We start from the raw sequence: 26,793 nt of genomic DNA, 5'->3' as shown, positions 1-26,793 counted from the left end.
TTCCGTGCTTCAGAAGTCTAGATCGGCTTCTGCGGCTGCTTGTTCATTGCGGTCCCGACGGCGTCGAAGCTCAGAAGGGCAGACGCGCAATCTCGATCTGGGACTGAGCGGCCAGCCGCTTGGTGGTTCGTGTCTGAGTGTCTGGGCGCAGTCGTCAGGAGACCAGCCTTGCAGCCCATCTGGCTGGGCCTGCGCGCCCCGCGAGCCGGCCCCCTCCTCCGACAGGTTGCGGTCACCGACGGGGTAGACCACATGTTCGTGGATCTACCGGACGGGCGCATGCACTTCGCCGCAATCACCCGGACCCGCCGCGGCCAAGACATCTTGGCGCGGCTCGACACTCTCGAGCCTGAGCTCCTTGCGCTCTACGTGGCACTGTCGCGCGATGCAGAGCTCTCGAAGGCTGCGGCGCCGCGGGCGTCGGATTTCCTCCCCACGAGACCCGCCGGCTCTTCGCAGACCCCATCGCCATCGGTGCGGACGCGAGGTCGGCGGTGGTCGAGGGCGCGGGTCCCTTCAACGTCGGTGAAGACCCGGAGGCCACGACAATTGCCCTCCGAACCCCCGATCTGGAAAGCTCAGAGCATGTGTGGACGCTACGTCATGGCCAAGGACACCGGTGATCTGGCCGATGATCTGAACCGGGCGCGGCTCGGGCCGGTGCAGCCGCCGGCTTTCGAGATCGCGCCGAATTGGAACGTCGCCCCGACCTCCACGGTGCCCATCCTGGTGGAGCGCTATGACGACGCCGGGGAGCTCTTGCGTGAACTCCACCCTGCTCGCTGGGGACTGCTTCCGGTCTGGGCCAAGGACATGACATTCAGCTCCCGGACCTTCAATGCCCGTTCCGAGACTGTCGCTTCCAAACCCAGCTTCCGCTCGGCGGCGAAATCTCGGCGCTGTGCGGTCCCCGCCGAGGCCTACTACGAGTGGAAGGCGCAGGGAGCGAAGAAGCGACCGCATGCGATCCGTTCCGCTGATGGCTCACCTCTGGTCTTCGCCGGACTCTACGAATGGTGGAAGGACAAGAACGCCGAGGCCCGCGGCGAGTCCGACCCCTGGATCCTCTCCTGCACCATCCTCACCGGGCCCTCCCCGGAGACCACCGACGACGGTGTGCTCAGCGAGCTCGCCGCGCTGCATGACCGCATCCCCCTGGCGATGACCGAGGAGTTCGCCGCTCAGTGGATCCACCCGGGGGAGAAGACGCCTGAGGAGCTCGAGGTGCTGCTTGAGCAGCTGCGCGGGGAGATCCCCGAGGCCGCCTCGGGCTGGGAGATCTACGAGGTGGACCCGGCGGTGGGCAACGTGCGCAACAACGGACCCCAACTCTTGGAACCTACACCGACTCTGTGGAGATGAACGTGCGGTGATCCGCCTTGGCGTCACCACGGCTCCGCCGCAGTGACAAGCACCCCCGGGAACAGCAGGAGCAGACCATGATTGCGTTGGACCTCACCGGCAAGACAGCCTTCGTGAGTGGTTCCACTCAGGGCATCGGCTTCGCAATAGCGAAGCGGCTCGCCGAGGCCGGAGCTCGCGTGGGGATCAACGGCCGCAGCGCCCACAAGGTGGAGGCCGCCATCCTCATTCTCGCCAAGGACGGTCTGCCCGAAGAGCTTCTCATCGGCGCACCCGGGGATGTGACCACGGATGAGGGGTTGACCGAAGCCCTCGGGGCCGTCGGCGAGGTAGACATTCTGGTCAACAACCTCGGCATCTTCGGCGCCCAGCCGGCCCTGGAGATCCCCGATGCCGACTGGCAGCGGTTCTGGGAGGTCAACGTCCTCTCCGCGGTTCGGCTGATCCGCGCCACACTGCCGAAGATGATGGCCCGCGGCTGGGGCCGAGTCGTGAACATCGCCAGTGATTCCGCCGTCGTGATCCCCGCCGAGATGATCCACTACGGAGCCACCAAATCGGCGCTGCTTGCCGTCTCGCGCGGTTTCGCGAAAGAAGCTGCCGGATCTGGTGTGACGGTGAACTCGGTGTTGGCAGGGCCCACCCTCACTGCAGGCATCGAAGACTTCGTCTACCAGCTGGTGGATTCATCCAAGTCCTGGGCCGAAGCGCAGCGAGAGTTCATGCAGGAACACCGCGCCCAGTCGCTGCTGCACCGACTCATCGAACCCGAGGAGATCGGGAACATGGTCGCCTATCTCGCCTCACCGCTGGCCTCGGCCACCACCGGTGGCGCGCTGCGGGTCGACGGTGGTTACGTCGATTCGATCCTGCCGTGACCGGGGCGGAAGGCGGTGGCACCAGCACCCCTGGAGGAGTCGCCCAAGGTTTCGCGCAGGCGTGGAAGGCTGCTGACGCCGACGCCCTGGCCGCGCTCCTCGTCGAGGATGCGAACTTCGTCGACGTGGTCGGTCTCTGGTGGAACAGCCGGAAGCGGATCCGGGCCGCGCATGACTACGGATTCCGGCACCCGGCAGGGTGTCATCAGCTTCACCTTCCAGCGGCAGCCTGGGACAGCAGAGGACGACGACGGCGCCTGGCTCGCCGTCAGCGCGCAGAACACCGATCGGGTCCCGGGTGCGGAGACGATGACCGCCGATAGCGAGTCACTCCAGGCCACGGCCGATCAGGACCTCAGCGTGAATCTGCGCAGTTGAGGTGGGCGCGCCAGCCCAGCTGACTCTCACCCGGGTGCTCAGCCTCGACGGGGAGCTCCCGATACCGCTAGGCCCCTATCTCGCACAAAGACGCCCAGATTCTGACGTTTGACCTGGAACAGTTCTGTCGCCTCGATCAGATCGCTCAGTTTTCGATAGCCGTAGTTTCTCGGGTCCAGCGATGCCTGGTTGCTGATCTGTTGCCCCACGGCACCGAGATTCGCCCAACCGTCGTCGCCGCGGGCAGCTTCGACAGCATTGCGCATCAGGAGGACAAGGCCGGCATCACCGCCCACGGAGGCCGTCCGCCAGTATCCGCATCGCCAGCGGCGTGAAGTCCGCGTCGCTCGACAGGAGGGCGAACGCGTCGATCGAGCCCGCACGAAGCAGATCCATCGCATCAATCACCATCGCCATATCGGCAGAATTCTTCCCGGTGCTGTAGGCAAATTGCTGCATCGGTCGGATCGCGTATGGATGGAGGGCGGCCTCCCACTGCTGGAGCCGGGGACTCTTCCAGTTGCCGTACGCTCGTCGGACGGTGGCAACGCCATGGCGCGCGACTTCTGCGAACACAACGTCAACCTTTGAGGCTGGCGCGTTTTCGACATCTATGAGCAACGCGATTCGCTTCTTGTCACTATTCACTTGTTGATCATGGAGCTCCACCTTCTGGTGGTCAACTTCTCACACGAGTTAACATGCTTTCAGGATGGAAGAAACTAACCATCTTCACTCTCTTGAACCACCGGATCCTCCCCGCGCAGGAAGTACGCGCCGACGGACCCGGCAAGTGTCGCGAAGACGCCCACGGAGTACACCGCCAGCACCAGGTGTACCACTTTGGAGAACGGGTCCTCGGTGGTTATTCCGGTGCCGGTCACGGTGGCCAGCGCCGCCTCGTAGAGCGCGGTGGTGTAGTCGGTGTGGGATTCGAAGGCGTAGAGCAGCTGACTCGCCGCCAGGATGACGACGGCGGTCACCGCGGCGAGCCAGCCGATGCGGCTGGAGAGCAGCCGCCCGGCTGACCGGGAACCGCGCACCCCGGCGGAGAGGATCCCACCCACCCGGGCGACGCGCGTCACGCGCAGCACCCGCACTGCCTGCAGCGCGCGGACGAAGCGCAGGAACGGCACCAGCAGGAAGATCACCTGCCACCAGTTCCGCCGCCAGAACGCCCTCTGGAACCCGGCAACATACGCGCGCAGAAGGAATTCCACGACGAAGACGGCCCAGAACACCCAGCCGGCGACGCTCAGCGCCCGGCTCCATCCGGGCTCGGTGACGAGCATCTGGCCCAGAAAGACGAACAGGAACAAGATGCCGAGCATGCCCATGGGTCGGTCCAGCTGTGCCGCGAGGCGTTCGGCGGCATTCTCCCGCTCTGCCTGCTGCGCCGGTGCGCGCGTGGATCGGCTTCTCACGGTCTGCTGACCTCCATAGGTGATGCGGTGGGTTCCCTCCCGCCACTCTACGAGGGCGGCCGGAGCTGTTCTGGCCGCGAGGAAGATTGACGGGAGCAGGCCTGGGCGATGGAATGATCCGATGGAGCTATTCGCGATCATCCTCTGGGTTCTGGCAGCGGTGCTCTTCACCGCGTCCTTCGACATGCTCCGGAGAGTGAATCCCGACTCCCGGCTGCCGTTCTTCTTCGGCAAACCGCCGATCAATCCACCACAGGTCGCTGTGGTGCGGCTCCTGGCGTTCGTCTGCTTCCTCGCAAGTGCCTGGATCTTCAGTGACGTCTACGGTCGCTCGGCCGGTCCGATCCTGATCCTGCTGGGCACGCTGCCGGGCTGTCTGCGGAACCTCTTGCACAACCGCCGGGTCACTGCAGCCGCCGCCGAAGGTGCTGCATGATCGAGATCCTCAGCGCCACCGGACTTGCCCGCGCGCGAGTCACCGGCGCACTGGTCGCCGACATTCTGCAGACCATGAAGCGCCGCGCGACGGTGGGCACGAACCTGCTGGAGATCGACGACTGGACCCGGGAGATGATCTTCGAGGCCCGCGCCACCTCCTGCTACGTGGCCTACGAGCCATCCTTCGGGCGCGGACCCTTCGGCCACTACATCTGCACCTCGGTGAACGACGCGGTGCTCCACGGCAAGCCGCATGACCACACGCTGGCCGACGGTGACCTGCTCACCCTCGACCTCGCAGTGTCGCTGGACGGGGTGGTCGCGGACTCGGCGATCAGCTTCATCGTCGGGAACTCTGCGCCGCCCGAGGACGTGGCGATGATAGAGGCCACCGAACGGGCGCTGGCTGCGGGGATCGCCGCCGCCGGCCCGGGAGCCCGGATCGGGGACCTCTCCCACGCCATCGGCATGGTTCTCACAGAGGCTGGGTATCCGATCAACACTCAGTTCGGCGGACACGGCCTGGGATCGACCATGCACCAGGACCCGCACGTCGTGAACACCGGCCGCCCAGGACGCGGATATCAGCTCCAGCCCGGCCTGCTGCTCGCGCTGGAGCCCTGGATCATGGCCGACACCGATGAACTGCGCACCGACGCCGACGGGTGGACGCTGCGCAGCGCCACCGGAGCCCGCACTGCCCACAGCGAGCACACCATCGCGATCACCGAGGACGGAGCCGAGATCCTCACCCTGCCGACACCTGGCAGGTTCGACTAGTTGCACTCAGCCACGGGTCACTGCCACCAATGTGGTTGGGCTCCAGGCTCCCGTTCGATAGTCGAAGGTCAGTACGGCATTCACATGTGATGGCGCGATGGTGAGTCGCGGCTGTCTGCTCTCAGGGCAGAGCAGTCGGGCGGTTCTGGGAACTCCACTCGTTCATCCCACCTTGCATGCTTGCAACGGTGAACCCTGCGTCTTCCAGCGTCTGGGCGGCGGTCAGGCTTCGCTTGCCGCTGCGACAGACGGTGATCGTCTCACGCGCCGGATCAAGTTCGGCCAGACGCGCACCCAGCTGTCCGAGCGGAATATGGAAGGCCCCAGGGATCATGCCGCCCGTGACTTCCGAGTCTTCTCGCACGTCAACAAACTGGGCGGTTCCCAGACGATCGAAGGCCGCCGAGGGTGCAACTTCCTGCATAGTGAACTCCTAAGTTCCAAGTATGGCTCGTCGTGGGTCTACATCCGGATCTGAGAGGTACTCAGCCCAGAGCCAGTGATCTGTTACAACTTCCTCGCCACGATGACCAGGTCTTCAAGCATCGCGTCTTCACCGTGCGGTCCGACCACGTTTCGGTGGCGAACCTCGCCCACCTCTACTTCCCAGGCCTTCCGCGGCTCCAGTGCGGCCAGGTCACCGCCGAGGGTCGGCATCTCCGCGGGTCCGTGGCCGTGCTCTGCCCACGGGGGCGCTGTGGCGTGGGAGACCAGGACGAGGTGCCCGCCGACCGAGACCCGGTCGGCGGCGGCACGAAGAATCTTCCGGCGGTCGAGTGCCACCGGGGACTGCAGGAAGGAGGCGGTGATCAGATCGAAAGGCCCCTCCGGCATACCCTCGGGCAGATTCGCGGCCAGGAACTCCGCGCTGCCGCCCCCGAGCCCTTCTTGCTCCGCGTGTGTCCGCGCCCGCAGGACGGCGGTCTCCGAGATGTCGACGCCGAAGGCCTGCCAACCCTGTTTCGCGAGCCAGAGGACATCGCCGCCCTCTCCACAGCCCAGGTCCAAGGCGCGTCCGGCAGGCAGATCAGCGACCAACGAGCTCATGGTCGCATTGACGCGACCGGACCAGACCCGGTCCGAGTCGGCATAGCGGGTCTCCCAGAAGTCTCTCGGGTCGTCATCACTCACAGTAGGACCTCTCATCTGTCGACATCGTCACGGTCGGTCTTCAAATGGATCCCCCTCGCCCGCATAGTCTTCCGCAGAACCTGGCACTTCGGTGACCAGGAGGATCTGCGTCCCCGTGTCGACGACGCTGGCGCCAGTCTCCGTGAACGCGAGCGGAATGGCAGTTGCACCATCCTCAAGCGGATCGTAGACCCGGGCGGTGTTGCCGGTGACCACGTTGTAGATGTCCAGCTCCTCTCCGTCTGCAAGGAGATAGGCCATCACTCCGCCCACGCCGAGAAGTGTGGGTTCTGCTTCGAGGTCCACGGACCAGAGTTCCCCGCCTGCGGAGTCGAATCCGGCGAGTTCATCCTCGCGGATCGCGACCCAGGTCTCGGACATCGCATCGAACATCGCGTCATCCAGGCCGCCGCTGAGGGGCTCGCCGTCGGTGAGGTCCCATAGGTCAAAACCATCCTCCGATGAGCCGATGAGGGCGCTGCCAGGGGGAAGCCGGTTCGTCGCCGGACTGACCGGGACTTCCCCTTCAGCGGCGGTCGCGGCGCTCGGTGACGCCGCGCGCCACAACTCGCCGGAACGTCCGCTGGCGAAGGCGGCGAGCTCTCCATCGTCGGCGATGACCGTCGTTCCGAAGAACTCCCCGATGATCTCGGCGCCCTCCGGGCTGCGTTCTCCGGTGGCGGCGTCCAGGGCGACTCGCTGTCCGGTGCCGCCCAGTGGTTCGTCACCGCGTTCGGCAAAGACCAGCCCAGGGCCTTGATGCGGTCCGGGGACCTCCACTGGACCCCAGACTTCCTCCCCGGTGTTCAAGTCATAGGCCGTCGCGGTGGTGGTCCCGAATGAATCACCCGACCCGGTCGGGTCGGCGAGATCGGTGAGCACCGCGAGAGAACGGTCACCCGCGCTCGTCAGGGCGAAGCCGGAGCAGCTCAACGGGCGTTCTGCGGTCCACAGCACGGTCCCATCGGCGGACACGGCGCTGAACACCAGTCTGCCGTCCTGCTCGCCGGGGGCGAGAAAGACGCCGTCGTGAACCTGCGGGGGAGTGTCCCACTGGGGATCCACGCTGACGAGACCTGTCAGGCTCACTGGGAGGTGGATGGCGTCAAGGTCAGCTTCCTCGGCCGATGACTGCACCTGGACTGGGTCTGCATCGATGTCGACCGGCGGCGCCGCTGGTTCATGCTCCACGGAGGCTTCCTGGTTCGGTTCAGTCGAACAGGCTCCCAGGGTCAGTGCGAGGACACCGAGGAGTGCAGCTGCCCGAGGCTGTGGGCGACCACGGTGACCGGCGCTCATCGCAGTGTCTCCTTCCGGGTATCTGGAGCGCGCTCCTGAGCGCGGACGCTGGAGCGACGGTTCACCGCCCAGACGAGAAGGATGGCTGCTGAGATCCCGAGGATCAGAAGGATGTCTGCCACCGGCCCGGAGACCGAGGAGCTCATCGCCTGCAGCCACCCCTGGGTTTCACTGGGGACCAGGGAGGGGGCGGTCACCAGGCCGTTGGTGGTCCAGAACAGGACTCCGACGCCGGCGATCAGGGCACCTGCGATCACGGAGGTGGTGTGGAGCTGACGCCCGAGCACGGTGAAGCCACGTCCGCGGATGAACCTCATCGAACGGGTGCCGATGCGTCCCCAGAGTGCGGCAAGAATGATCAAGGGCACCACCATTCCGGCGCCGTAGACGGCGAGCATGAGACCCGCCAGCGGGACGCTTCCCTGAGCCACAGCCAGGGTGAGGATCGCTCCCAGGATCGGTCCGGCGCAGAAGCCTGCCACGCCGCTCGCAGCGCCGAGCAGGAAGGTGCGGACCAGACCCTTTCTGGTGTGGGCCTGCTGCTGCAGCCGCTGAGTCCCTGGCAGCGCCTTGGAGAAGTCGAAGCCCAGGCCGACCATCTGGGCCAGACCCAGGAGGATGAGGATCACCGAGGTCCCCACGATCAGCGCCTGACGGTGGTCGATGAACAGGGTGCCGACCGCGCCCAGTCCCAGTCCCAGCGGGACCAGCGTGAGGATGAGGCCCAGGTAGAAGATAGACCCGTGGACCAGCAGCTTGAGTCGTGCTCCGATGGTGGAGGCGAAGAACGCTGGCAGCAACAAGGCGCTGCACGGGCTCAACAGCGCCAGCATTCCTCCGAGGAATGCGGTGACCAGGCTGATCTCCATCAGCGGTCCTGTGCCAGTGCGTCATCGACGGCGGTGACGAAGACCTCGGTGGGCTGGGCGCCGATGATCGGTTCCCCCGCCACGATGAAGGCTGGTGTGGAGTACGCCCCGATGTCGAGGCCCTCCTGCGCATTGGCGGCGATCTGCTCGGTGACCTCAGGGGAGTTCATGTCCTCTTGGAACTGCGCGGTATCGAGTCCCGCCTGTTCGGCGAGATCCAGCAGACCCTCATCGGTGAGCCCGGACTCGGGAAGCGTCTCCCCATCTGCGAAGAGCAGCCCGTGGTATTCGGTGAATGCGTCCTGCATCGCCGCTGCGTAGGTGGCCCGGGCCGCGCGTTCGGAGGCTTCGCCGAAGACGTTGACGTCGCGCCACTCGATGCGCAGATCGCCCGCCTCGACGTACTCCATCATCGTGGGCAGCGTCTGGTCGTGCCAGGCCGCGCAGAAGGGGCACTGGGCGTCGGTGAACATCACGATCGCCACTGGAGCGTCCGCGGGACCGACCGCCAGAAGGTCCTCGGGATCTCGGCGTTCGATGTCGCTCATATCTGACTGCTCAGGCTGGGCGCCTTCCTCAGGCACGGCTACCGGCCCCTGACCTTGGGGCTCGCCTTCCACACCACCCTGTTCCGTGCCATCCTGCGTCGACTCAGGAGTGTCGTCGCCGATGCTCTGCCAGATCACGAAGCCGATGAGCACGGCGGCGATGATGATCACGAACAGCGGCAGCAGGGTGTTCTTTCTTGAGCGGGTTTTCGGTTCTGCGGGCAAGGGGTGGGACATCGTGGCCTTTCAAGGACGGACAATCTACTACGGACCATAGTAACTACGAAACATAGTAACTATGCAAGATAGTCGATCTGCGGCATAGTGGTCGCATGACTTCCCTCTCGATCCGACTTGCCCGCTGGAAGGCGTCCACCGCGCTCGCGGTCCAGGCCCTGCGCTCCTGGACGCCCCGGCAGATCATCATTGCCGCGATCGCCGCCGTCGTCGTCGGCCTGCTGGTGGGAGTCGCGACCGTGCTGATTCCCAACTCGTTCTTCGCCCGGGAGATCCCGCCGGTGTGGTGGAACTACCCGGTGTGGATTCTGACCTCGGTGCTCAGCGGCATGCTCATGGCCACCTATGTGCGGGCGTCGAGCCCGGTGGAGTCCGGGTCGGAGGATGATCCGGCGACCGCCGAGGCGCAGGACGGCATCTCGCCCGCCGAGGATCGGCGCAGCAGCCGTTTCGGAATGATCGGCATGGTGCTGGCCTGGTTCGCAGTGGGCTGCCCGGTCTGCAACAAGATCGCGCTCGTCGCCCTCGGATACTCTGGAGCCATCACCTACTTCACACCGCTCCAGCCGATTCTCGCGCTCGGCGCCATGCTGCTCACCGGCGTCGCGCTGATCTGGCGACTCAAGGGGCAGGTCGCCTGCACCGTGCGCCCGCGGAAGGACCTGGTCAACACATGAGCGAAGAACGCCCGCCCGGGACGCCCGCCGAACGACTCGGCCCCTTGGAGCAGCAGGTCATGGACCTGCTCTGGGACCACTCCGGGCACACCGTCCGTGAGGTCATGGACCAGCTGCCCAGCCGCCCGGCCTACACCACCATCGCCACCGTGATGGGCAACCTCGAACGCAAAGCTCTGGTGGCGCCGACCCGCGTGGGACGCTCCGTGCGCTACCTCCCGCAGCGGACCCGCGAGGAACACACCGCAGGCCTGATGCGCCACGCACTGGGCGTCAGCAGAGACCGAACCGCCTCCATCCTGCATTTCGTGGACACCATGCCGGACGAGGAGCGAGATCTGCTGCGCGCCTATCTCGCTGGTGAGAATTCCCAGGACTCACCGTGAACCCCCTGCTGCTCTCCCTGCTCATGGTCTTCGCGGTGCTCGCCGCAGCCGTGCTGGGTCGTCCGCTGATCCGCGCCGCGGCACCGGCGCTGATCCGGTTCCCACGCCTGGCTGTGCTGGGTCTCGGGGCGAGCCTGGTGCTCTGGCTGACATCGGTGATGGCGGCTGGACTGTTCCTGGCCTGGGCGCTGACCGGACCCAGCCCGCTGCCCGCCCCGGTTGCGGAGGTCTGCCAGCGCTGCCTGGAGGCGTCGAACCCCTTCTCCACCGGCTTTGCGATGGAGACCGGCATCCCCACAGCCGCGTTCCTCTTCGCGCCCGCTGCTGCGGTGCTGCTCGTCGCGGCACTGGGTCTGCGGGCTGCGGCCAAGCGGAAGTCCTTGCTGCGCGAGACCTGCCGCTCCCTGCTGCCAGTGGGACGACGCCAGGTCATCGACGGTCATCTGGTCACCGTGGTCGAAGATCCCCACCCCTCGGCGTTCGCGCTGGGCAGGGACCGCTGGGGCATCGTCGTCTCCACGGGCCTGCTCGCGGCGCTGAACGATCAGGAGCTGCGCGCTGTCCTCGCCCACGAGGCGGCGCATCTGCGTGAACGCCACCACCTGGTCCTGGACTTCATCGGCAGCATCACCGGACCCCTGCGCTGGGTGCCCTTCGCGGGCGCCATCGCGGAGGCGGTGCCGCACTACCTGGAGGTCTCGGCGGACAACGCGGCCCAGCGCCGCGCAGGCACCCGGGCGCTCGCCTCGGCACTGCTGGTCATGGGGGAGGCGAGCAGCGCCCAGCGCACCGCCAGCAGCCAGACAGGAGCGCAGCGCATGATGCTGGCAGCGGGACCGGAGCGCGTGCGCCAGCTGATCTCCCCGGTGAGCCCCCGCCAGGGGATACTGGGGGCGGTCGCGATGACCGCGATCATGGCGGTGCTGATCGTCACCAGCGCCACCGCCCACGGCGCCGCGCTGGCCGCCGTCGTCTCGGGATGCGTCATCTGAGAACCGAAAACGTGCCGACCCCGCCAGGGGTCGGTGAACTGTGAGTCGAAGGAGCAGGCCATGAGCTACACCCACACCACGACCGTCCCGATGCCCTATACCCAGGCGGTGGAGGCCACCCGCGCGGCACTGGCCGAGCAGGGCTTCGGGATCCTCACCGAGATCGACGTCAAAGCCACCTTCACCAAGAAGCTCGGCGCCGAGTCCGGTGAGGCGGTCGGAGACTACATCATCCTGGGCGCCTGCAACCCCACGCTGGCCAGCAAGGCGCTGGCGGCAGAGCCCGAGCTCGGGGCGCTGCTGCCCTGCAACGTGGTGGTCCGCCGCGGCGCCACCGAGGACCACGCGACCATCGACGCGATCGACCCGCAGACCATGGTCCAGCTCAGCGACTCAGCCGCGGTCCGAGAGGTGGCCGAGGACGCTGAGCAGCGCCTGCGCGCAGCCTTGGACGCGATCAGCGCCGCCGCGAAGGACTGAACGCAGAAACTGACCGCAGGAGTGGTCGCAGGGCTCAGCCTCGCCGTGGGCTGAGCTCCGCGCCCTGACTGCTGCGAGGACGCGTGGTGGAATACCAGCCGGCAAAGAGCAGCACCAGCAGGCTGATGTCCACGGCGTCTCCGCCGTAGTACATCAGCTGCGCGCCGGCCTGCGCGTCACCGGGTGCCACACCCTCGGGCGGGTGCGCATAGAGCCACTTGGCCAGGATGGAATGCGCCGCGATGAACAGGATCAGCACTGTCGACCGCATCGGCATCGACGCCCGGTGCGGGTCCGGATCGACGCCCACCAGCGAGGCTGTGAACACATAGCCGGCCATGAAGATGTGCAGATGCACCAGCGCATAGGCCACCGGGGAGACGTGCATGACCTGGAACAGGTCCGTGGTGTAGAGCAGCCAGAGTCCGCCCGCGTTCAGCACGCCCGCGACCACCGGATGGGTGAGCACCCGCACGCCGGGACTGCGCAGGACCCGGGTCAACCCTCGGGCGGCATGCACCGGAAGCGCGCGCAGGGTGAGGGTGACCGGTGCGCTGAAGACCAGCAGCAGCGGGGCGATCATGCCCAGCAGCAGGTGCCCGGCCATATGCGCGGTGAAGCTGGTGTGCGCCGCGGTGGCGACAGGCCCGAGCAGCCCGGTGGCCGCGCAGCCGAGCCCGAGGTAGAACAACACGCTGCGGTGCAACGGCCAGGGAGTACGTCGGCGGGAGGCCCAGAGTGCCGCGGCATGACCCAGCGCCGCGGTGAGCAGCATGAGAACGACGACGACGTCGAGCGCGGCCCAGACCGAGGGGTCCGCCGGCGCGAGACCCGTCGGAGCACCGAGGTGATCCTCCTGGTGACCCATCAGCGGCTCATCGGCTTGTCCGTCCCGACGTTCAGGCCGGGACCGCGGCTGGACGGGTGCGGCGCAGCATGACCAGACCGATCACCAGCAGCACCACCGCGGAGCCGATCCAGGTCAGGTCATAGACGAACAGGTCCACCCCGTAGCGGATCTGGTGGATCCCGAGCAGCTTGTGGAAGACCACCCCGTCGAACAGCTGGAACGCTCCCACCCCGGCAAGCACCGCCCCGGCCCAGCGCTTCCACGCGACCTCGGTCCGGCGTCGCACATCGGCGAGCAGGAACAGGCCCCAGACGGTGATGAACCAGCCGAAGGCGTGGAAGAAGCCATCGGCAGTCAGGGCCACCTCCGTGGTGGAGAGGTCGTAGAAGTGATGCCACTGCAGCGCCAGGTGAAAGATGAACAGGTCGATGATCGAGGCCGCGATCCCGGACCCGAACAGCACCCCCGAGAGCACCGTTCGCCGGTCCAGCTGTGCCTTCGGATCTGTACTCACAGGGCCCAGCCTAGACCTCCACGTCACCTGGGTTCTACGACGATCGCGGCCGCCGAAGCGGGAGAGCGTCTGACGGGCTGGCGGATGATGGTGCGCAGCTTCTCAGGCGCGACCCTGCGCGGGTCGCTGAGATAGACCTCGTGGTGCTTACCCGTGGGTTCAAGACCATGGCTCGGCATGAATTCGCTGTGCATCGGTTCGATGGTCCTGGGCTCCTCATCGAAGGGGCCCACGTGCAGGGTCTGTACGCAGTGGCCCTCGGTGAGGGCCTCCAGGCGGACGGCGTCCAGGCGTGCGGGGGAGGACCTCGCCCGGACCGCGGTGACCGCATGGGCGAACATCTCTTGGTCGATCCACTCAGGAACCAGGACCATCAGCGTCCACTGCCACTTCGACTTGTCCCGCGCGCTGGTGAACACCGACATGTCCTCGGCCCACCACAGGCCTTCCAGCGGCGGGACCACATAGTCGCGCTCAAGCTCGCGCTTGCTGGAGAACTTCAGCGCAAAGGCCAGCGGATACAGCGCCTCCAGCGAGCCCGCGTACTCGGGCGAGGTGTTCGGGTCACCGTGGCCGTCGATCATCAGGTACTGCATCTCGGGCAGCTCGAGGACCTGGTGCATTCCGGGCCTGGCCCGATAGCTGGGCAGCGTCTTCTTGAAGTCGATCTTCTCGGTCATGACGGCTGTCGCGTTGACCACACGGCGAGACCGATGAGCGCAGGCTGGAAGGAGAGCCGCACCAGGTGTCTGCGGGAAGCCAGAAGTGTCGTGCCCAGTCCGATCCCGACCAAGCCGGATGCCGGGCCGGTGGTGCGTGCGATGGAAGCCATGGGATCAGATTAGCGCCGGTGCCAGCTGCCTGGGAATCGACTCAGGCTCCAGCGTCGTCGTCCTTCTGGTCTGCGAAGTTGGACTGATCCGGCACACGGGCCGCGGCGATTCCGGTGTCCCACCCGGGAGCGTCTCCCCCCTCCGGCGGAGCGAACCGACCGGCATCGATTCCGGAGGACTGGAGGAGCCAGGAGATCAGCGAGTTGGAGTTCCACATGTCTCCGATCCCATAGATGTCGCGCCCCCAGGTCAGCTGCGGGGTCGTGGGGATTCGTCCGATCAGCGCGTCGACTTCGCCGGGAGCGAGCAGGAAGCGAACCGGCGGGCCGATCGCCCAGTCTCGATCGGGTATGGATCCGCCCTTCCAGCATCGGATCTCATAACGAAAGAAGCGGGAGGCGCCCAACCAACGGATACCGACAGGCCCCTGGCCCACCACGCCGCGAGGTCCGGAGGGCTGGCCCCATACCGGAGTCATCTCGATCACGTACTTGCTGGTGCCGTCGAACACCTCGAGCGCGGCATGGAACAACCGACAGGCTCGACGGCGGGCCCTGAGCGCGCGCAGCGACTCCCACCACCTGCTTGTATGGACGACGACGTGCCCACCGGCGCCTACCGGAATCCACCACAGGTCGAGGTGAGGGCCGGTCATGGCCGGACGGGCCCTGTGGTCTGGCTCCGTGACGAGAGCGCCATATCTGTAGGATAAACGTCCCCACGGCACCCGCTCCAGAGCCCGGTTCGCCGAATCCGAAACCGGGTGCCCTGCGCCGCCGCCCCTGGTCGCAGCCAGTTCGCGGGGAAGGCGTGGCGTGTGAACATCCACGGTGGGTGGGCCCTGTCGGGATCGAACCGACGACAACCGCGGTGTAAACGCGGTGCTCTACCAGCTGAGCTAAAGGCCCGTGCCCAGTCACCGCCGTGACGGCGCGATCTGGTGCAGGAAGAAGTGTAGCAACCTGTGCGTGAGGCTCAGGACCGCCCGCGGGACTGGTTCAGCCGGGTCTGCTCGGCGGCGTAGAGCGCCGCCCCGACGATCCCGGCGTTGTTCTGCAGCGCGGCGACCTCGACCTTCGCCCGCAGGTCCTTGATCTCGGGCAGGAAATCCTCGCTGCGCTTGGAGATCCCCCCGCCGATGATGAACAGCTCGGGCGACTGCAGCCGCTCCACATGCTTGAGGAACCGGTTCAGCAGCTGGCCGTATTCATCCCAGGGCATGTCGGTGCGCTCACGCGCCGCGGCGGAGGCCTTCTTCTCCGCCACCTCGCCCTCGAACTCCAGGTGACCCATCTCGCTGTTGGGGACCAGCACGCCGTCGTGCACCAGGGCTGACCCGATGCCGGTGCCCAGGGTGATCGTCATGACCGTGCCCTCGAGCCCCTTGCCCGCGCCGTAGCGGGCCTCGGCGAGACCGGCGCCGTCGGCGTCGTTCAGGGTGTGGATCTGCCCGGGCAGGTGGCGCAGCAGCTTCGCGGCGTCGGTGTTGATCCAGGACTGATCGATGTTCGCCGCGGAGAGCACGATGTTCTTGTCCACGATCGCCGGGAACAGCACGCCGACGGACAGCTCTTCCAGCGCCGGGGCCTTCTCCCGGCTGAGCAGCTCATCGAGGATCTGACCGATCACCTCGGCCACCGCCTCCGGGGTCGCAGGCTTCGGGGTCGGGATCCGGAACCGTTCACCGGTCAGGGTGCCCTTGTGCAGGTTGACCAGACCGCCCTTGATCCCGGTGCCGCCCACATCGATGCCGATGGCCCGCTTGGGAAGATCCGTGATGGTCTCGCTGGCGGAACCGAGGGACTGGGCAGCCAGTGGCTGCTCGTGAGAAGAGCTCATAGTGGTGCAGTATCTCCGTGCTGTGGGGGAGGGGACCGGACTCAGGAGCCCGAAGGCAGCGTGAGGATCTCGGCGCCGTCATCGGTGACGACCAGAGTGTGCTCGAACTGCGCGGTGCGCTTCCGGTCGCGGGTCACGGCTGTCCAGCCGTCCTCCCACATGTCCCAGTGGCGCGTGCCCAGGGTGAGCATCGGTTCGATGGTGAACACCATTCCCGGCTCCATCAGGCGCGCGTGGTCCGGTGCCGCATCGAAGTGCGGGATCACCAGGCCGGTGTGGAACGCCTTGCCCACGCCGTGGCCGATGAACTCGCGTACGACACCATAGCCGAAACGCCTCGCATAGGACTCGATGGCGCGACCGATCACATTGATCGGCCGGCCCGGCTTCACCGCCCGGATGGCACGCATCATCGCTTCCTCGGTGCGTTCGACCAGCAGCCGGGTCTCCTCATCGACCTCGCCGACGAAGAACGTGCGGTTGTGGTCCCCGTGCACGCCGTCGATATAGGCGGTGATGTCGAGGTTCACGATGTCACCCTCGGCGAGCACTGTGGAATCCGGGATGCCGTGGCAGATGACCTCGTTGACCGAGGTGCAGATGGCCTTGGGGAACCCGCGGTAGGACAGGCAGGACGGGTAGGCCCCACGGTCGGTCAGGTACTGGTGCGCGTAGGCGTCAAGCTCCTCGGTGGTGACCCCGGGGCGGATCAGCTCGGAGGTCGCGACCATGGCGTCGGCGGCGAGCTGGGCCGCCCGTCGGATCCGCTCGACGGTCTCGGCGTCGTAGACGTCTTCACCGGTGTACTCCGGCGGGGCCTCGAGGCCCACGTAGTTGGGCCGATCGATGTGCGCCGGGACCGGACGTTGAGGGGACACCGTGCCCTTGGTGAGCGTGCCCACGGGGGCACGGGAAGACAGGGGAGCGGACTGCGGGGTAGCCATGAGGTTCATCCTATCGGTCTGCTGCTGCCCGGGGCTCGGGCTGCAGCTGGGGCCCGGGGCCGCAGCTGCAGCGCCAGCGCCAGCGCCGCGATGCCCACGATCACGCTGATCGCAACCGGCAGCGAGGACCCCTGGGTCATCACTCCGATGGCCGGGGAGAGGCTGAGCATCACCGCGCGCATCGCCCAGCTGATCCAGGTCACCCCGCTGTGCGCGGGCAGTCCCGGCACCCGGTCCGCCCGGGCGAAGGCCAGCGGCACGGTCACCGCGCAGCCCAGACCGGCCACTGCCAAGCCGACCAGGGTCAGCGCGACTCCCGGTGCCCAGGCGGCGCCGAGCAGACCGATGATCACCGCCGAGAGGCTCAGGATCAGCGAGGTCCGTTCCCCGAGCCGGTCGATCACCCGGTCACCGATCATCCGCCCGATGAACTGGGCGGCAAGCAGCACGGTGAGTCCGACGCCGGCCGAGGCCGCGTCCATGCCGCGTTCGGTCGAGAGCAGCACGGCGGACCAGTTGTTGCCCACGTCTTCGACCGAGATCCCGGCCAGCGCGATCAGCGCAAGCGGCAGCAGGATCTTGACTGTGGACCACCCGGAGGGCCTGACCGGGGGCTCGGCGTCCTCCGGCTCCGCGTCAGGTTCGGGCATGAACGCGCGTGCTGAGAGGGTCATCGCGGCCACACAGATCAGCGCCCACACCGCCATATGGGTGGCCAGCGGCACGCCGAGCACCGCGGCCAGGATCCCGACGGCGCCGCCGAGAGCAGCGCCGATGCTCCAGCCCGCGTGCATCGAGTTCAACAGCGACCGTCGATACGCCGTCTGGACACGCAGCCCCTGGGAGTTCTGCGACACATCCACCGCGGCATCGCCGAAGCCCGTGATCAGCAGGCCCGCCACCACCACCCAGGGGCTGCCCAGCGCCACCCCGGCCGCGGCGAGGGTCAGTCCACCGCCCATCAAGAGGGTGCCGAAGCTCGCGGTGCGCGCGACTCCGAGCCACCGGTTGATCACCCCGGGCATGTGCAGCGCCAGTGCGCCGCCCAGCCCGAAGCCCACCACCACGAGTCCAAAGATCGCCGGGCTCAGCTCCAGTGCGTCCTTGACCTCGGCGTAGCGGGCCAACAGCGAGGCAGGGAGGGCCCCATTGGTGGCGAAGGCGGCCATGGTCGCGGCCCGGCTGCGCCGCAGGGAGGGGGCGCGCCGTCGTCGTGCTGATCCGGAGGTCGCCGTCGGCGGGGTGCTCTTCTCGTGCATGGGCAGAAGTCTGACACGCTGCCGCCGCGCTGAACTTCAGGATGTGTCAGCCGAGGCCGGGGCGTATTCTGGGGCCATGAGCACCGAATACTGGTTCAACGTCCGCACCGGCCAGGTCGAGGAGGGCGCGCAGTCCTCCTGGAGTCAGCTGCTGGGCCCCTATCCCACCCGCGAAGCCGCCTCCGAGGCGCTCAAACGCGTGCAGGAGAACAACGAGGCCTGGGATGAAGAGACCGAGAAGCACGAGAAGCGCTGACCGTCAGAACTGACCGCCGACGCCGGCCCTCGATCCACCTGGGTGGCCAGCTCGGCGGGCAGCATCACCGGTGGATCTGAGTCGTCACCATGCGCCCCGGAGACTGCAGCTGTCTGTGGTGCTCCAAGAGACCCCGGGGCGCATGTTCTGACGTCGATGGTTCGGTCCTGGGTCAGCGGCTCAGGTGAACTTAGGTGCGCGCCGCTGCTTGCTCTGCGCCTCGAACGCGGCAGCGATCCGGAAGCCGGACGCCTCATCATACGGGCGGGTTACGAGCTCGATGCCGGCGGGGATGCCGTCCTCGGTGAATCCTGCTGGCACTGTCACCGACGGCAGAAGCGCCTGGGAGGCGATCAGCGTGTTCGTCGGGAAGCTCAGCACGGTCCACTCATCGCGTTCTGTGTTTGAGGGCGCAGGAACTCGAGTTACCGGGTAGGTGAGTGCATCCAGTGAATTCTGTGCCATCACGTCCAGAATCACCCGCGTGAACTCCTCCCGCACGACGAAGCGGCGGGAGTAGTCTGGGTCGTCTTCGGGCTGTTCAGGGCCTTCGACAAGTGCTTCGAGCAAGTCAAGCTGCTTGTGGTACCTGCCCTCAGCGACGATGTCCGCGATCCGCAGGTGGTTGAGTGGCTCACGCTCCCGCAGATAGACGTCGACGTCGTGGCGCGAACACGCCACGTACTGACTGGTGTCGATCAGATAGTCCATGAGATTGGGAATCTGGACGTCGACGACCTCGGCCCCAGCGTCCTCCAGATCCTCGACCGCTTTCCGCATGAGCAGATTCATGGCTGCTCCGCGCGGATCAGATTCGTCACCCAGAGCGTTGGTGACCAGTCCCACCCGCGCATTCTGCATGCCACCGTTCACCGACTCCAGGTAGGAGGTCGGCGGATTCCCGACTGTCGCGGAGACGGAGAAGGGGTCGCCGTTGTCATAGCCCGCCATAGCGTCGAAGATCGCGACCGCGTCTTGAACCGACCGTGCAAGCGGCCCGACGGTGTCTTGGAAAGCGACGAGGAATCCGGTGCCGGTGCGTGGTACGACCCCTGGAGTGGAACGTATGCCAACGAGATTGCAGAAGGAGGCCGGGATTCGGACGGATCCGCCACAGTCGGTTCCGAGTCCGGCGACAGCCAGGTTGGCCGCGACCGCTGCCGCGGATCCAGCACTGGAACCGCCGGGATCGTGATCCAGGGCGTATGGATTCTTGGTCTCGCCGCTGACCGAAGAGTAGGACCACCAGGAGGTCGCGAAGTCTGGAAGGGTGGATTTCGAGAGGATGACAGCCCCAGCCTCTCTCAACCTGGCAACAGCGACAGCGTCTTTCTCGGGACGGAAGCCCAAGAGGGCCTCGCTTCCACACGTCGTATCCATCTCCGCAGTATCGATGTTGTCCTTCACCACAATGACAACTCCGTGCAGCGGACCTGCAAGGGTATTCGTGCTTCTCAGGTGTTCGTCGAGCTCTTCGGCCCGAGTGAGGGCGAAATCATTGGTGGTGATGATCGAGTTCAGGCTTGGTCCAGAACGGTCAATCGCTTCTATCTGGTCTAAGTAGTGCCGTACGACATCTTGGACCTTGATGTCCCCTGAGGAGTAAGCATCGAGCAGTTGAGGAATTGAGATTTCGTGCAGCGAGAAAGAATCTTCCGTGGACATCGATCGGGCTCCTTAGAAGTGGGAAGTGTCGCGAGTGCGTCGTCGAGGTGCAGGCGAGGATGAGACTCTCTGCCCCATGTGAGGTCCAGCACACCACCCAACAGCCTACCCAGGACGCGGTTGTTTCTTCGCAGAGGAGTGCCGATGGCTGTCCGGTGCACGCCACGAGTCTAGGATCAGGAGTTCCGTGGGGAGCGGGCAGGTGGAGCTCGCGGGTAGGCTCCCAAGGAGCTCTGGAAAGGAGGCTGTGATGACCGGAACTATAGATCTCAACGTAGACGGTGGAGAAAGTCTTGGACGATGGCGGCTGGGAGCGGACGAGGCCCTGGCCCCGCTGGTCTCTTCTCTGAATGTCGCCTGCGGCTGGCATGCTGGCGACGCAGGGACTATGGCAGCTTCTGTTCGACTGGCGAAGCACCACGGCTTGGCGCTCGGATCCCACCCTGGCTTCCCGGACCTGATCGGGTTCGGCCGTCGCGAAATGGCGTTCTCGCCAGACGATGCCGCGCAGGCGGTCCTCTACCAGACGGGTGCACTGCGAGCTTTCGCTGATCAGCAGGGAGTAGCCCTGGCCCACGTCAAGGCCCACGGAAGTCTCTATGGGTTACTGATGAGGGATGACAATGTGTCGGACGCCGTCGCTGATGCGATTGGCGAGATGGATTCCACGTTGATCCAATTTCTCCCGGCTGGCCACGCGGCCGATCGACAGCGCAGACGGGGCCACCGGGTCGCGGCAGAGGCTTTCGCGGACTTGGAGTACGCCGATGATGGGCGGATAGTCATAGACCCGGAGAATCGTCGCAGGGATCCTGAATGGTGCGCCGAGCAGGTCCAAGCAATCCTCGGCGGGCATGTTCGTACCGCAGATGGCTCAGTGATACCCATTCAGGCAGACACTGTCTGCCTCCACTCGGATCGACCAGGAGCCGAGGCAAACGCCCACGCTGTGACCAGGACAGTCGCTGCTCTGGGGATCGCTGTGCGTCCCCCAAGTCCGTGAAGCTGGCCCGTTCTCATATGCCCCTGCCGTGATGCCGCAGCAAGGAGGTCACCGTATCGGGCAGCTGTGTGCCGAGCCTCGTCAGGCCCTGACTCTCTATGCGGCGAACTGATTGATGATCTTCCGATAGAGATTCGTCTAGACCTGTTAGAACTACACGAGGCGAACTCAACGGTAAAGCCATTCAGATACGTCTTTTTAATCGATCTTGGATAATCTTCATCATGATTCGATAAATGCTATCTGATGGGAGTTCTGCAATTCGGAGGAATTCGCCTCTGCGCACGAGCGGGTGGCCCTAATCCTCGAAGCTGTGCTCCGGCGCCGGGAAGCTTCCGGCGCTGACGTCCTTGCGGTACGCCGCAGCCGCCTCGGTCACCACCTCGCGCAGGTTCGCGTACTGCTTCACGAAGCGCGGCACCCGACCCGAGCCCAGGCCTAGCATGTCCTGCCAGACCAGCACCTGACCGGTGGTGCCGTTGCCGGCACCGATGCCGATGGTGGGCACGCGCAGCGCTCGATCCACCTGGGTGGCCAGCTCGGCGGGCACCATCTCCATGAGCACACAGAACGCTCCGGCGGCCTCCAGCGCCAGTGCGTCATCGATCAGTGCCTGCGCGGTCTCCCCGCGACCCTGCACCCGGTACCCGCCGAGGGCATGCTCGGACTGCGGAGTGAAGCCGATATGGGCGATCACCGGGATCCCCGCGGCGACCATCGCGCGGACATGACCGGCCATCGCCGCGCCGCCCTCTACTTTCAGAGCCTGGGCGCCGGCTTCCTTCATGAACCGGACTCCCGTGGTCACCGCCTGCGCCGGGGAGCTCTCATAGCTGCCGAAGGGAACATCGGCGACCACCAGCGCGCGGTTGGCGCCGTTGACCACTGACTTGGTGAAGACCAGCATCTCTTCGACGGTGATCGGCAGCGTTGACGAGTGGCCCATCATCACGTTGGAGGCGGAGTCGCCCACCAGGAGCAGCTCGATCCCGGCCTCGTCGAAGATCGACGCGATCTGCGCGTCATAGGCGGTCAACATGGAGAATTTCTGGCCGGCATCCTTGAACTGCTGAAGGTGCACGGTGCGGACCCGTTTAGGGTTGATCGGCTCGGACATGTGATCAGGCTACCCAATTCCGCGCAGGCCCAGGCTTAGGAGCAGGAGGAGTTGGGTAGAGTGGTCCCGGCGACACCCACTGCATTTCAGGAGGCTTCAACGTATGGATCGACAGCAGGAATTCGTACTGCGCACCATCGAGGAGCGCGACGTCCGCTTCGTGCGCCTCTGGTTCACCGATGTGGTGGGCTCGCTGAAGTCCGTGGCGCTGGCTCCGGCCGAGGTCGAGGGGGTCTTCAACGAAGGGCTGGGCTTCGACGGCTCCTCGATCGAAGGACTCTCCCGGGTCTTCGAATCCGACATGCTGCTGCGCCCGGACCCCTCCTCCTTCCAGATCCTGCCCTGGCGCGGTGAGGAAGAGCCGACGTCGCGGATGTTCTGCGACATCCTCACGCCCGATCAGGAACCCGCCGCCGGGGATCCGCGCAACGTGCTCCGCCGCCAGCTCGACGTCGCCGGGGAGATGGGCTTCACCTGCTACACCCACCCCGAGGTCGAGTTCTACGTGCTCGAGTCCCAGAACCTCAACTCCGACGGCGAGCCGATCCCGGTGGACCGTGCCGGCTACTTCGACCACGTCACCGGCAGCGTCAGCCAGGACTTCCGCCGCCACACCGTCAACATGCTCGAAGCTGTGGGCATCTCGGTGGAGTTCAGCCACCACGAGGCCGGCCCGGGTCAGAATGAGATCGACCTGCGCTACGCCGACGCGCTGACCACCGCAGACAACATCATGACCTTCCGCACCGTGATCAAAGAAGTGGCGATCATGCAGGGCAAGTACGCAAGCTTCATGCCCAAGCCCTTCTCCGAGCACCCCGGCTCCGGCATGCATACCCACTTCGGGCTCTTCGAGGGCGACACCAACGCCTTCTTCGCCCCGAACACCGAGTACAACCTCTCCACCACCGCGCGGCAGTTCATCGCCGGGATCCTGCGCCACGCGCCGGAGTTCACCGCGGTGACCAACCAGTTCGTGAACTCCTACAAGCGCCTCTGGGGCGGGGGAGAAGCCCCCTCACACGTCTCCTGGGGACACAACAACCGCTCCGCCCTGGTCCGGGTGCCGCTGTACAAGCCCACCAAGGGCGGCTCCGCACGAGTGGAGTTCCGCGGGATCGACTCCGGCGCCAACCCCTACCTGGCCTACGCCGCCGTGCTCGGCGCCGGACTCAAGGGCATCCGCGAAGGCTACGAGCTGATGGAGCCGGTGGGTGAGGACGTGTGGTCGCTGACCACCTCCGAGCGCAAGGCCCTGGGCATCAAGCCGCTGCCGGGCACCCTGCACGAGGCGCTGCGCCAGATGGAAGACTCCGAGCTGATGGCGGAGATCCTCGGCGAGCAGGTGCTGGAGAACTTCCTGCGGAACAAGCAGCAGGAGTGGGACGAGTACCGGGTGAACGTCTCGCCCTTCGAGATCAAACGGTACCTCGGCCTGATCTGATCGTGGCCGACACTGCGCTGACCCGCCGGGAGCTCATCGCTGCCGGGTTCCAGGAGCTGGAGCGCGCCTCCGGGTTCCTGGCCGACGAGCACCTCGCCGGGTTGGAGCCGGCCGTGCTGCTCAAGACCCTGCACTATGCACCCAACCCGGATCAGGCGCTGCTGCTGCTCATCCGGCTGGTGGAGCGCGCCGGCGACGTCTGTGACCTCTTCGAAGTGGTCACCGACGGCGTCTACCTGCGCGCGGTCCCGCTGATCCGGCTGCTCGGCGCCTCCCAGGCGCTGGGCGAGTTCCTCGTCCGCCGCCCAGAGAACTGCGACCTGCTGTTCAGCATCGCCGACACCCTGGAGGCGGACCGTGATGAGCACCAGCACAACCACGCCCCCGACGACGCCGCGGCCATCGCCCTTCCGGAGGTCACCGAGCCCGAGGTGCTGCGCACCCGGCTGATCCAGGCCGTCCATGCCGACCCGACAGCGGAGCTGCCCACCGCGGCGCTGGACTCCGAGTTCAACGCAAAAGCGGCCGGCGTCGCGCTGCGCCGAGCCTACCGACGCGAACTGACCTCCCTGGCGCTGCGCGACCTCAGTGCCGCTGATCCCGCCGCGTATCAGCCGCTGGCCTCCCGGCAGCTCTCCGATCTGGCCGGCGCGGCCATCGACGCAGCCCTGGCAGTCAGCCGGGCCGAACTCACCGACCGCAACGGGCGCACCGCGGAGATCGTGGAGCTCGCGGTGATCGGCATGGGCAAATGCGGCGCCCGCGAGCTGAACTACATCTCCGATGTGGACGTGATCTTCGTCCACCGCGCCTCCGAAGACATCGACTCCGCGGCTGCCCGCAACACCGCGGTGGCCATGGCATCTGGCATCTCCAAGGTCATCAACGGCACAGGTCCCGAGCCCGGACTCTGGGAGGTGGATGCGAACCTGCGCCCCGAGGGCCGCGAAGGCGACCTCTCCCGCACCCTGGAATCCCACCTGGAGTACTACAAGCGCTGGGCCCACGGCTGGGAGTTCCAGGCGCTGCTCAAGGCCCGGCCCATCGCCGGCAGCCGCAGCCTGGGCAATGACTACATCGAGGCCATCTGGCCCCAGGTGTGGACCTCCTCAGCCCAGGAGAACTTCGTGGAGAACGTCCAGCGGATGCGCCGGCGGGTCTTCGACAACATCCCCGCCGACGAGGTGGACCGAGAGATCAAGCTCGGCCGCGGCGGGCTGCGCGACGTCGAGTTCACCGTCCAGCTGCTGCAGCTGGTCCACGGACGGGTCGATGAGTCCCTCCGGGTGCGGGACTCGCTGACCGCCATCGAGATGCTCGAGGCCGGGGAGTACGTGGCCCGCGCAGACCGGGACGCGATGTCCCGCTGCTACCGGATGCTGCGCCTCTATGAGCACCGGATCCAGATGAGCAACATGCGACGGACCCATCTGATGCCGGTGAAGGCCGATGAGATCCGTGCGCTGGCCCACGCGGTCCACCCGCCGAACCGGCGTCGTCGTCCTGCCGGAGAAGAGGTGCTGACCCAGTGGCGCGAGATCGCCAAGGAGGTCGCCAGCTTCCACGAGCGGATCTTCTACCGCCCGCTGCTCTCCACCACTGCGGTGCTCTCCGACGAGGAGGTCCGACTCACCGCCAAGGCCGCCCAGGACCGTCTCGCGGCGCTGGGCTATCACGACCCGGCCGGCGCGATGCGGCACATCTCCGCGCTGACCTCGGGGTTGTCGCGTCGGGCGAAGCTGCAGCGGCGGATCCTGCCGATGATGCTGGGCTGGTTCGGCGAAGGGGTGGACCCCGACGGCGGGCTGCTGGCCTTCCGCCGGCTCAGCGAGTCATTGGGTCAGAGCCCCTGGTATCTGACCATGCTGCGGGACTCCTCGGTCGCCGCGGAACGTCTGTGCCTGGTGCTCTCCGGCTCCCGGTTCATCTCCGACATGCTCGAACACTCCCCGGAGTCCACCAAATGGCTCGGAGACAATACGGCGCTGACCCCACTGAGCTACGAGGCGCTGTGGAAGGAGATCAGCAACAAGATCACCCGGCACAAGGGCGACCTCGAGACCGCCATGCGGCTGACCCGCCTGGTGCGCCAGCGCGAGACCCTCCGGGTGGCGATCGGCGACGCCGTCGGGCTGCTGGAGATCTCCGAGGTCGGCACCGCACTCTCCGATGTGGACCGCGCCGCAACCCTGGGCGCGATGCGCGTGGCAGAGTCCGAGGTCTGGGAGACCGAAGGTCGGCACGCCGATCTGGCGGTGATCGCCATGGGACGCCAGGGCGGACGCGAGATCGGGTACGGCTCCGATATGGACGCCATGTTCGTCCACGACGTCGCCGAGGGCGGAGATCCGAAGCTCGCCGATGCGCAGGCGCAGAAGCTCGCGATGCGGATCAGCGCCCAGCTCTCCAAACCGCTCAAGCCCGCGATCCGCGGCGAGTTCCCGCTCAAGCTCGACGCCGATCTTCGCCCCGAGGGCAAGCAGGGTCCGCTCTCGCGGTCGCTGGACTCCTACGCCGAGTACTACCGGCGCTGGATGGATGTCTGGGAGCGCCAGGCGCTGCTGCGCGCCCGGCCCATCGGCGGGGACGACGACCTGCTGGACGGGTTCATGGAGCTCGCCGACTCCGTCCGCTACGGCGCCCCGCCGAGTGCCTCGCAGACCCGTGAGATCCGCCGGATCAAGGCCCGGGTGGAGTCCGAACGGCTACCCCGTGGGGCCGATCCGTCCCGACACGTGAAGCTCGGCCGCGGCGGTCTCAGCGATGTGGAGTGGCTGGTGCAGCTCTTCCAGCTCCAGCACGCCCATGCGCTGCCGCGCCTGCGCACCAGCTCCACGCTGATCGCGCTCGACGCGATGGTCGATGAGGAGCTGATCAGCCCGATCGACGCGGAACAGCTCACCCAGGCGTGGAAGCTGTGCACCCGGGTGCGTTCCGCCACCACGGTCTGGAGCGGCAAGACTGCCGACGTGCTGCCTTCAGCGCGCCGGGATCTCGACGCCGTCGCCCGCTGGTGCGGGTTCCCCTCCGGCGGCAGCGCGGACTTCGAGGATCACTACCTGCGCACGACCCGGCGCTGCCGACAGGTCTACGAGCGATTGTTCTACGACGAGGCGTAGCGAGGGAGCCGAGCATCGCTGAACTGGCGGGGAGGCCCCGTGGCACCCGCCCGGCAAGGGGCAGGTGCCAC

General features: G+C 66.5%; 30 protein-coding genes and 1 tRNA gene. 13 read left to right on the top strand and 18 right to left on the bottom strand.

All coding sequences use genetic code 11. The features are described 5' to 3' along the window. Positions 1-585 precede the first annotated feature (585 nt). The 3 genes from LTH93_RS00650 (at position 586) to LTH93_RS00640 (ending at position 2,618) form a co-directional block, all read left to right on the top strand. Positions 586-1,362 carry an SOS response-associated peptidase gene (locus LTH93_RS00650; protein WP_241469511.1) on the top strand — a complete coding sequence of 259 codons (777 nt, stop codon included), beginning with the start codon at positions 586-588 and terminating at the stop codon, positions 1,360-1,362. A gap of 80 nt (positions 1,363-1,442) precedes the next feature. Beyond that, entirely contained in the window at positions 1,443-2,240 is a 798-nt protein-coding gene (locus LTH93_RS00645) for an SDR family NAD(P)-dependent oxidoreductase (protein WP_241465081.1), read from the top strand. Positions 2,241-2,411: 171 nt separating this feature from the next. Then, on the top strand, positions 2,412-2,618 hold the full coding sequence (locus tag LTH93_RS00640) for a hypothetical protein (protein WP_241469509.1): 207 nt from the start codon (positions 2,412-2,414) through the stop codon (positions 2,616-2,618). Between the two features lie 38 nt (positions 2,619-2,656). Here LTH93_RS00640 and LTH93_RS00635 read toward each other — a convergent pair whose 3' ends face one another. Genes LTH93_RS00635 through LTH93_RS00625 form a run of 3 tightly spaced genes read right to left on the bottom strand, consistent with a single transcriptional unit; the run spans position 2,657 to position 4,042 of the window. Then, on the bottom strand, positions 2,657-2,914 hold the full coding sequence (locus LTH93_RS00635) for an OST-HTH/LOTUS domain-containing protein (RefSeq protein WP_241469507.1): 258 nt from the start codon (positions 2,912-2,914) through the stop codon (positions 2,657-2,659). After that, on the bottom strand, positions 2,904-3,287 hold the full coding sequence (locus LTH93_RS00630) for an NYN domain-containing protein (protein ID WP_241469505.1): 384 nt from the start codon (positions 3,285-3,287) through the stop codon (positions 2,904-2,906). Before LTH93_RS00630 ends, LTH93_RS00635 begins: the two co-directional genes overlap by 11 nt. Before the next feature lie 53 nt (positions 3,288-3,340). Further along, the gene (locus LTH93_RS00625) at positions 3,341-4,042 is read right to left on the bottom strand and encodes an ion transporter (protein WP_241469503.1); all 702 of its coding nucleotides are present in this window, start codon (positions 4,040-4,042) and stop codon (positions 3,341-3,343) included. A 121-nt stretch (positions 4,043-4,163) separates the two neighbouring features. Here LTH93_RS00625 and LTH93_RS00620 point away from each other — a divergent pair, with 121 nt between their 5' ends. Together LTH93_RS00620 and map (LTH93_RS00615) are read left to right on the top strand one after the other, a co-directional pair. Further along, positions 4,164-4,478: a hypothetical protein gene (locus tag LTH93_RS00620; protein WP_241469501.1), complete on the top strand. Its 315-nt coding sequence runs from the start codon at positions 4,164-4,166 to the stop codon at positions 4,476-4,478. Beyond that, positions 4,475-5,260: a type I methionyl aminopeptidase gene (gene map / locus LTH93_RS00615; protein WP_241464641.1), complete on the top strand. Its 786-nt coding sequence runs from the start codon at positions 4,475-4,477 to the stop codon at positions 5,258-5,260. Before LTH93_RS00620 ends, map (LTH93_RS00615) begins: the two co-directional genes overlap by 4 nt. Positions 5,261-5,381: 121 nt before the next feature. Here map (LTH93_RS00615) and LTH93_RS00610 read toward each other — a convergent pair whose 3' ends face one another. The 5 genes from LTH93_RS00610 to LTH93_RS00590 all read right to left on the bottom strand — a co-directional run bounded on the left by LTH93_RS00610 (position 5,382) and on the right by LTH93_RS00590 (position 9,344). Next, positions 5,382-5,684, bottom strand: coding sequence for a rhodanese-like domain-containing protein (locus LTH93_RS00610; RefSeq protein ID WP_241464642.1), 303 nt, complete (start codon positions 5,682-5,684; stop codon positions 5,382-5,384). An 83-nt stretch (positions 5,685-5,767) separates the two neighbouring features. After that, on the bottom strand, positions 5,768-6,391 hold the full coding sequence (locus tag LTH93_RS00605) for a class I SAM-dependent methyltransferase (protein WP_241469499.1): 624 nt from the start codon (positions 6,389-6,391) through the stop codon (positions 5,768-5,770). Positions 6,392-6,418: 27 nt separating this feature from the next. Next, positions 6,419-7,690: a hypothetical protein gene (locus tag LTH93_RS00600; protein ID WP_241469496.1), complete on the bottom strand. Its 1,272-nt coding sequence runs from the start codon at positions 7,688-7,690 to the stop codon at positions 6,419-6,421. Further along, complete coding sequence (locus LTH93_RS00595) at positions 7,687-8,559, bottom strand: cytochrome c biogenesis CcdA family protein (protein ID WP_241469494.1); 873 nt, start codon at positions 8,557-8,559, stop codon at positions 7,687-7,689. Before LTH93_RS00595 ends, LTH93_RS00600 begins: the two co-directional genes overlap by 4 nt. Next, a complete protein-coding gene (locus LTH93_RS00590) occupies positions 8,559-9,344 on the bottom strand; it encodes a DsbA family protein (protein ID WP_241469492.1) in 786 nt (261 codons plus the stop codon). The genes LTH93_RS00595 and LTH93_RS00590 overlap by 1 nt, the downstream gene beginning before the upstream one ends. Positions 9,345-9,439: 95 nt before the next feature. Here LTH93_RS00590 and LTH93_RS00585 point away from each other — a divergent pair, with 95 nt between their 5' ends. Genes LTH93_RS00585 through LTH93_RS00570 form a run of 4 tightly spaced genes read left to right on the top strand, consistent with a single transcriptional unit; the run spans position 9,440 to position 11,879 of the window. Continuing rightward, positions 9,440-10,021, top strand: a complete 582-nt coding sequence (locus LTH93_RS00585) for a hypothetical protein (protein WP_241469490.1) — start codon at positions 9,440-9,442, stop codon at positions 10,019-10,021. Continuing rightward, the gene (locus tag LTH93_RS00580) at positions 10,018-10,407 is read left to right on the top strand and encodes a BlaI/MecI/CopY family transcriptional regulator (protein WP_241464648.1); all 390 of its coding nucleotides are present in this window, start codon (positions 10,018-10,020) and stop codon (positions 10,405-10,407) included. The genes LTH93_RS00585 and LTH93_RS00580 overlap by 4 nt, the downstream gene beginning before the upstream one ends. Beyond that, the gene (locus LTH93_RS00575) at positions 10,404-11,399 is read left to right on the top strand and encodes a M56 family metallopeptidase (RefSeq protein ID WP_241469488.1); all 996 of its coding nucleotides are present in this window, start codon (positions 10,404-10,406) and stop codon (positions 11,397-11,399) included. The genes LTH93_RS00580 and LTH93_RS00575 overlap by 4 nt, the downstream gene beginning before the upstream one ends. Before the next feature lie 60 nt (positions 11,400-11,459). After that, on the top strand, positions 11,460-11,879 hold the full coding sequence (locus LTH93_RS00570; RefSeq protein ID WP_241469486.1) for a DUF302 domain-containing protein: 420 nt from the start codon (positions 11,460-11,462) through the stop codon (positions 11,877-11,879). 34 nt (positions 11,880-11,913) lie between these two features. Here LTH93_RS00570 and LTH93_RS00565 read toward each other — a convergent pair whose 3' ends face one another. From LTH93_RS00565 to LTH93_RS00530, 8 genes are all read right to left on the bottom strand, one after another. Continuing rightward, positions 11,914-12,747 (bottom strand): cytochrome c oxidase assembly protein, encoded by an 834-nt coding sequence (locus LTH93_RS00565; RefSeq protein ID WP_241469482.1) that lies wholly within the window; start codon positions 12,745-12,747, stop codon positions 11,914-11,916. A 31-nt stretch (positions 12,748-12,778) separates the two neighbouring features. Continuing rightward, complete coding sequence (locus tag LTH93_RS00560; RefSeq protein ID WP_241464652.1) at positions 12,779-13,243, bottom strand: DUF2243 domain-containing protein; 465 nt, start codon at positions 13,241-13,243, stop codon at positions 12,779-12,781. A 23-nt stretch (positions 13,244-13,266) separates the two neighbouring features. Continuing rightward, entirely contained in the window at positions 13,267-13,923 is a 657-nt protein-coding gene (locus LTH93_RS00555) for a GyrI-like domain-containing protein (RefSeq protein WP_241469480.1), read from the bottom strand. A gap of 193 nt (positions 13,924-14,116) precedes the next feature. Next, a complete protein-coding gene (locus LTH93_RS00550) occupies positions 14,117-14,731 on the bottom strand; it encodes a hypothetical protein (protein ID WP_241469473.1) in 615 nt (204 codons plus the stop codon). 180 nt (positions 14,732-14,911) lie between these two features. Next, positions 14,912-14,984 (bottom strand) — tRNA-Val (locus LTH93_RS00545). Positions 14,985-15,051: 67 nt separating this feature from the next. Continuing rightward, positions 15,052-15,915, bottom strand: coding sequence for a polyphosphate--glucose phosphotransferase (ppgK, locus tag LTH93_RS00540; RefSeq protein WP_241469471.1), 864 nt, complete (start codon positions 15,913-15,915; stop codon positions 15,052-15,054). 41 nt (positions 15,916-15,956) lie between these two features. After that, a complete protein-coding gene (gene map / locus LTH93_RS00535) occupies positions 15,957-16,859 on the bottom strand; it encodes a type I methionyl aminopeptidase (RefSeq protein ID WP_241464656.1) in 903 nt (300 codons plus the stop codon). Positions 16,860-16,864: 5 nt separating this feature from the next. After that, positions 16,865-18,118 (bottom strand): MFS transporter, encoded by a 1,254-nt coding sequence (locus LTH93_RS00530; protein ID WP_241469469.1) that lies wholly within the window; start codon positions 18,116-18,118, stop codon positions 16,865-16,867. A 76-nt stretch (positions 18,119-18,194) separates the two neighbouring features. On the opposite strand from LTH93_RS00530, the gene LTH93_RS00525 reads away from it, so the two are divergent. Beyond that, positions 18,195-18,374, top strand: a complete 180-nt coding sequence (locus tag LTH93_RS00525; protein WP_241464658.1) for an SPOR domain-containing protein — start codon at positions 18,195-18,197, stop codon at positions 18,372-18,374. Positions 18,375-18,554: 180 nt separating this feature from the next. Here LTH93_RS00525 and LTH93_RS00520 read toward each other — a convergent pair whose 3' ends face one another. Then, positions 18,555-20,039 carry an amidase gene (locus tag LTH93_RS00520; protein WP_241464659.1) on the bottom strand — a complete coding sequence of 495 codons (1,485 nt, stop codon included), beginning with the start codon at positions 20,037-20,039 and terminating at the stop codon, positions 18,555-18,557. A 250-nt stretch (positions 20,040-20,289) separates the two neighbouring features. Here LTH93_RS00520 and LTH93_RS00515 point away from each other — a divergent pair, with 250 nt between their 5' ends. After that, positions 20,290-21,042 (top strand): LamB/YcsF family protein, encoded by a 753-nt coding sequence (locus tag LTH93_RS00515; RefSeq protein ID WP_241469467.1) that lies wholly within the window; start codon positions 20,290-20,292, stop codon positions 21,040-21,042. Between the two features lie 298 nt (positions 21,043-21,340). Here the strand turns inward: LTH93_RS00515 and panB are convergent, their stop codons facing one another. Continuing rightward, positions 21,341-22,159 carry a 3-methyl-2-oxobutanoate hydroxymethyltransferase gene (gene panB, locus LTH93_RS00510; RefSeq protein ID WP_241464661.1) on the bottom strand — a complete coding sequence of 273 codons (819 nt, stop codon included), beginning with the start codon at positions 22,157-22,159 and terminating at the stop codon, positions 21,341-21,343. A gap of 103 nt (positions 22,160-22,262) precedes the next feature. Here panB and glnA point away from each other — a divergent pair, with 103 nt between their 5' ends. Continuing rightward, complete coding sequence (glnA, locus tag LTH93_RS00505) at positions 22,263-23,603, top strand: type I glutamate--ammonia ligase (protein ID WP_241464662.1); 1,341 nt, start codon at positions 22,263-22,265, stop codon at positions 23,601-23,603. Positions 23,604-23,605: 2 nt separating this feature from the next. Then, entirely contained in the window at positions 23,606-26,722 is a 3,117-nt protein-coding gene (locus LTH93_RS00500) for a bifunctional [glutamine synthetase] adenylyltransferase/[glutamine synthetase]-adenylyl-L-tyrosine phosphorylase (protein ID WP_241469465.1), read from the top strand. Positions 26,723-26,793 lie beyond the last annotated feature (71 nt).

The sequence above is a fragment of the Nesterenkonia sp. DZ6 genome (assembly GCF_022565835.1).
GTDB lineage: Bacteria > Actinomycetota > Actinomycetes > Actinomycetales > Micrococcaceae > Nesterenkonia.
Note: the sequence above shows the minus strand (reverse complement) of the source record. Positions and strands in the feature narration are given on the sequence as shown.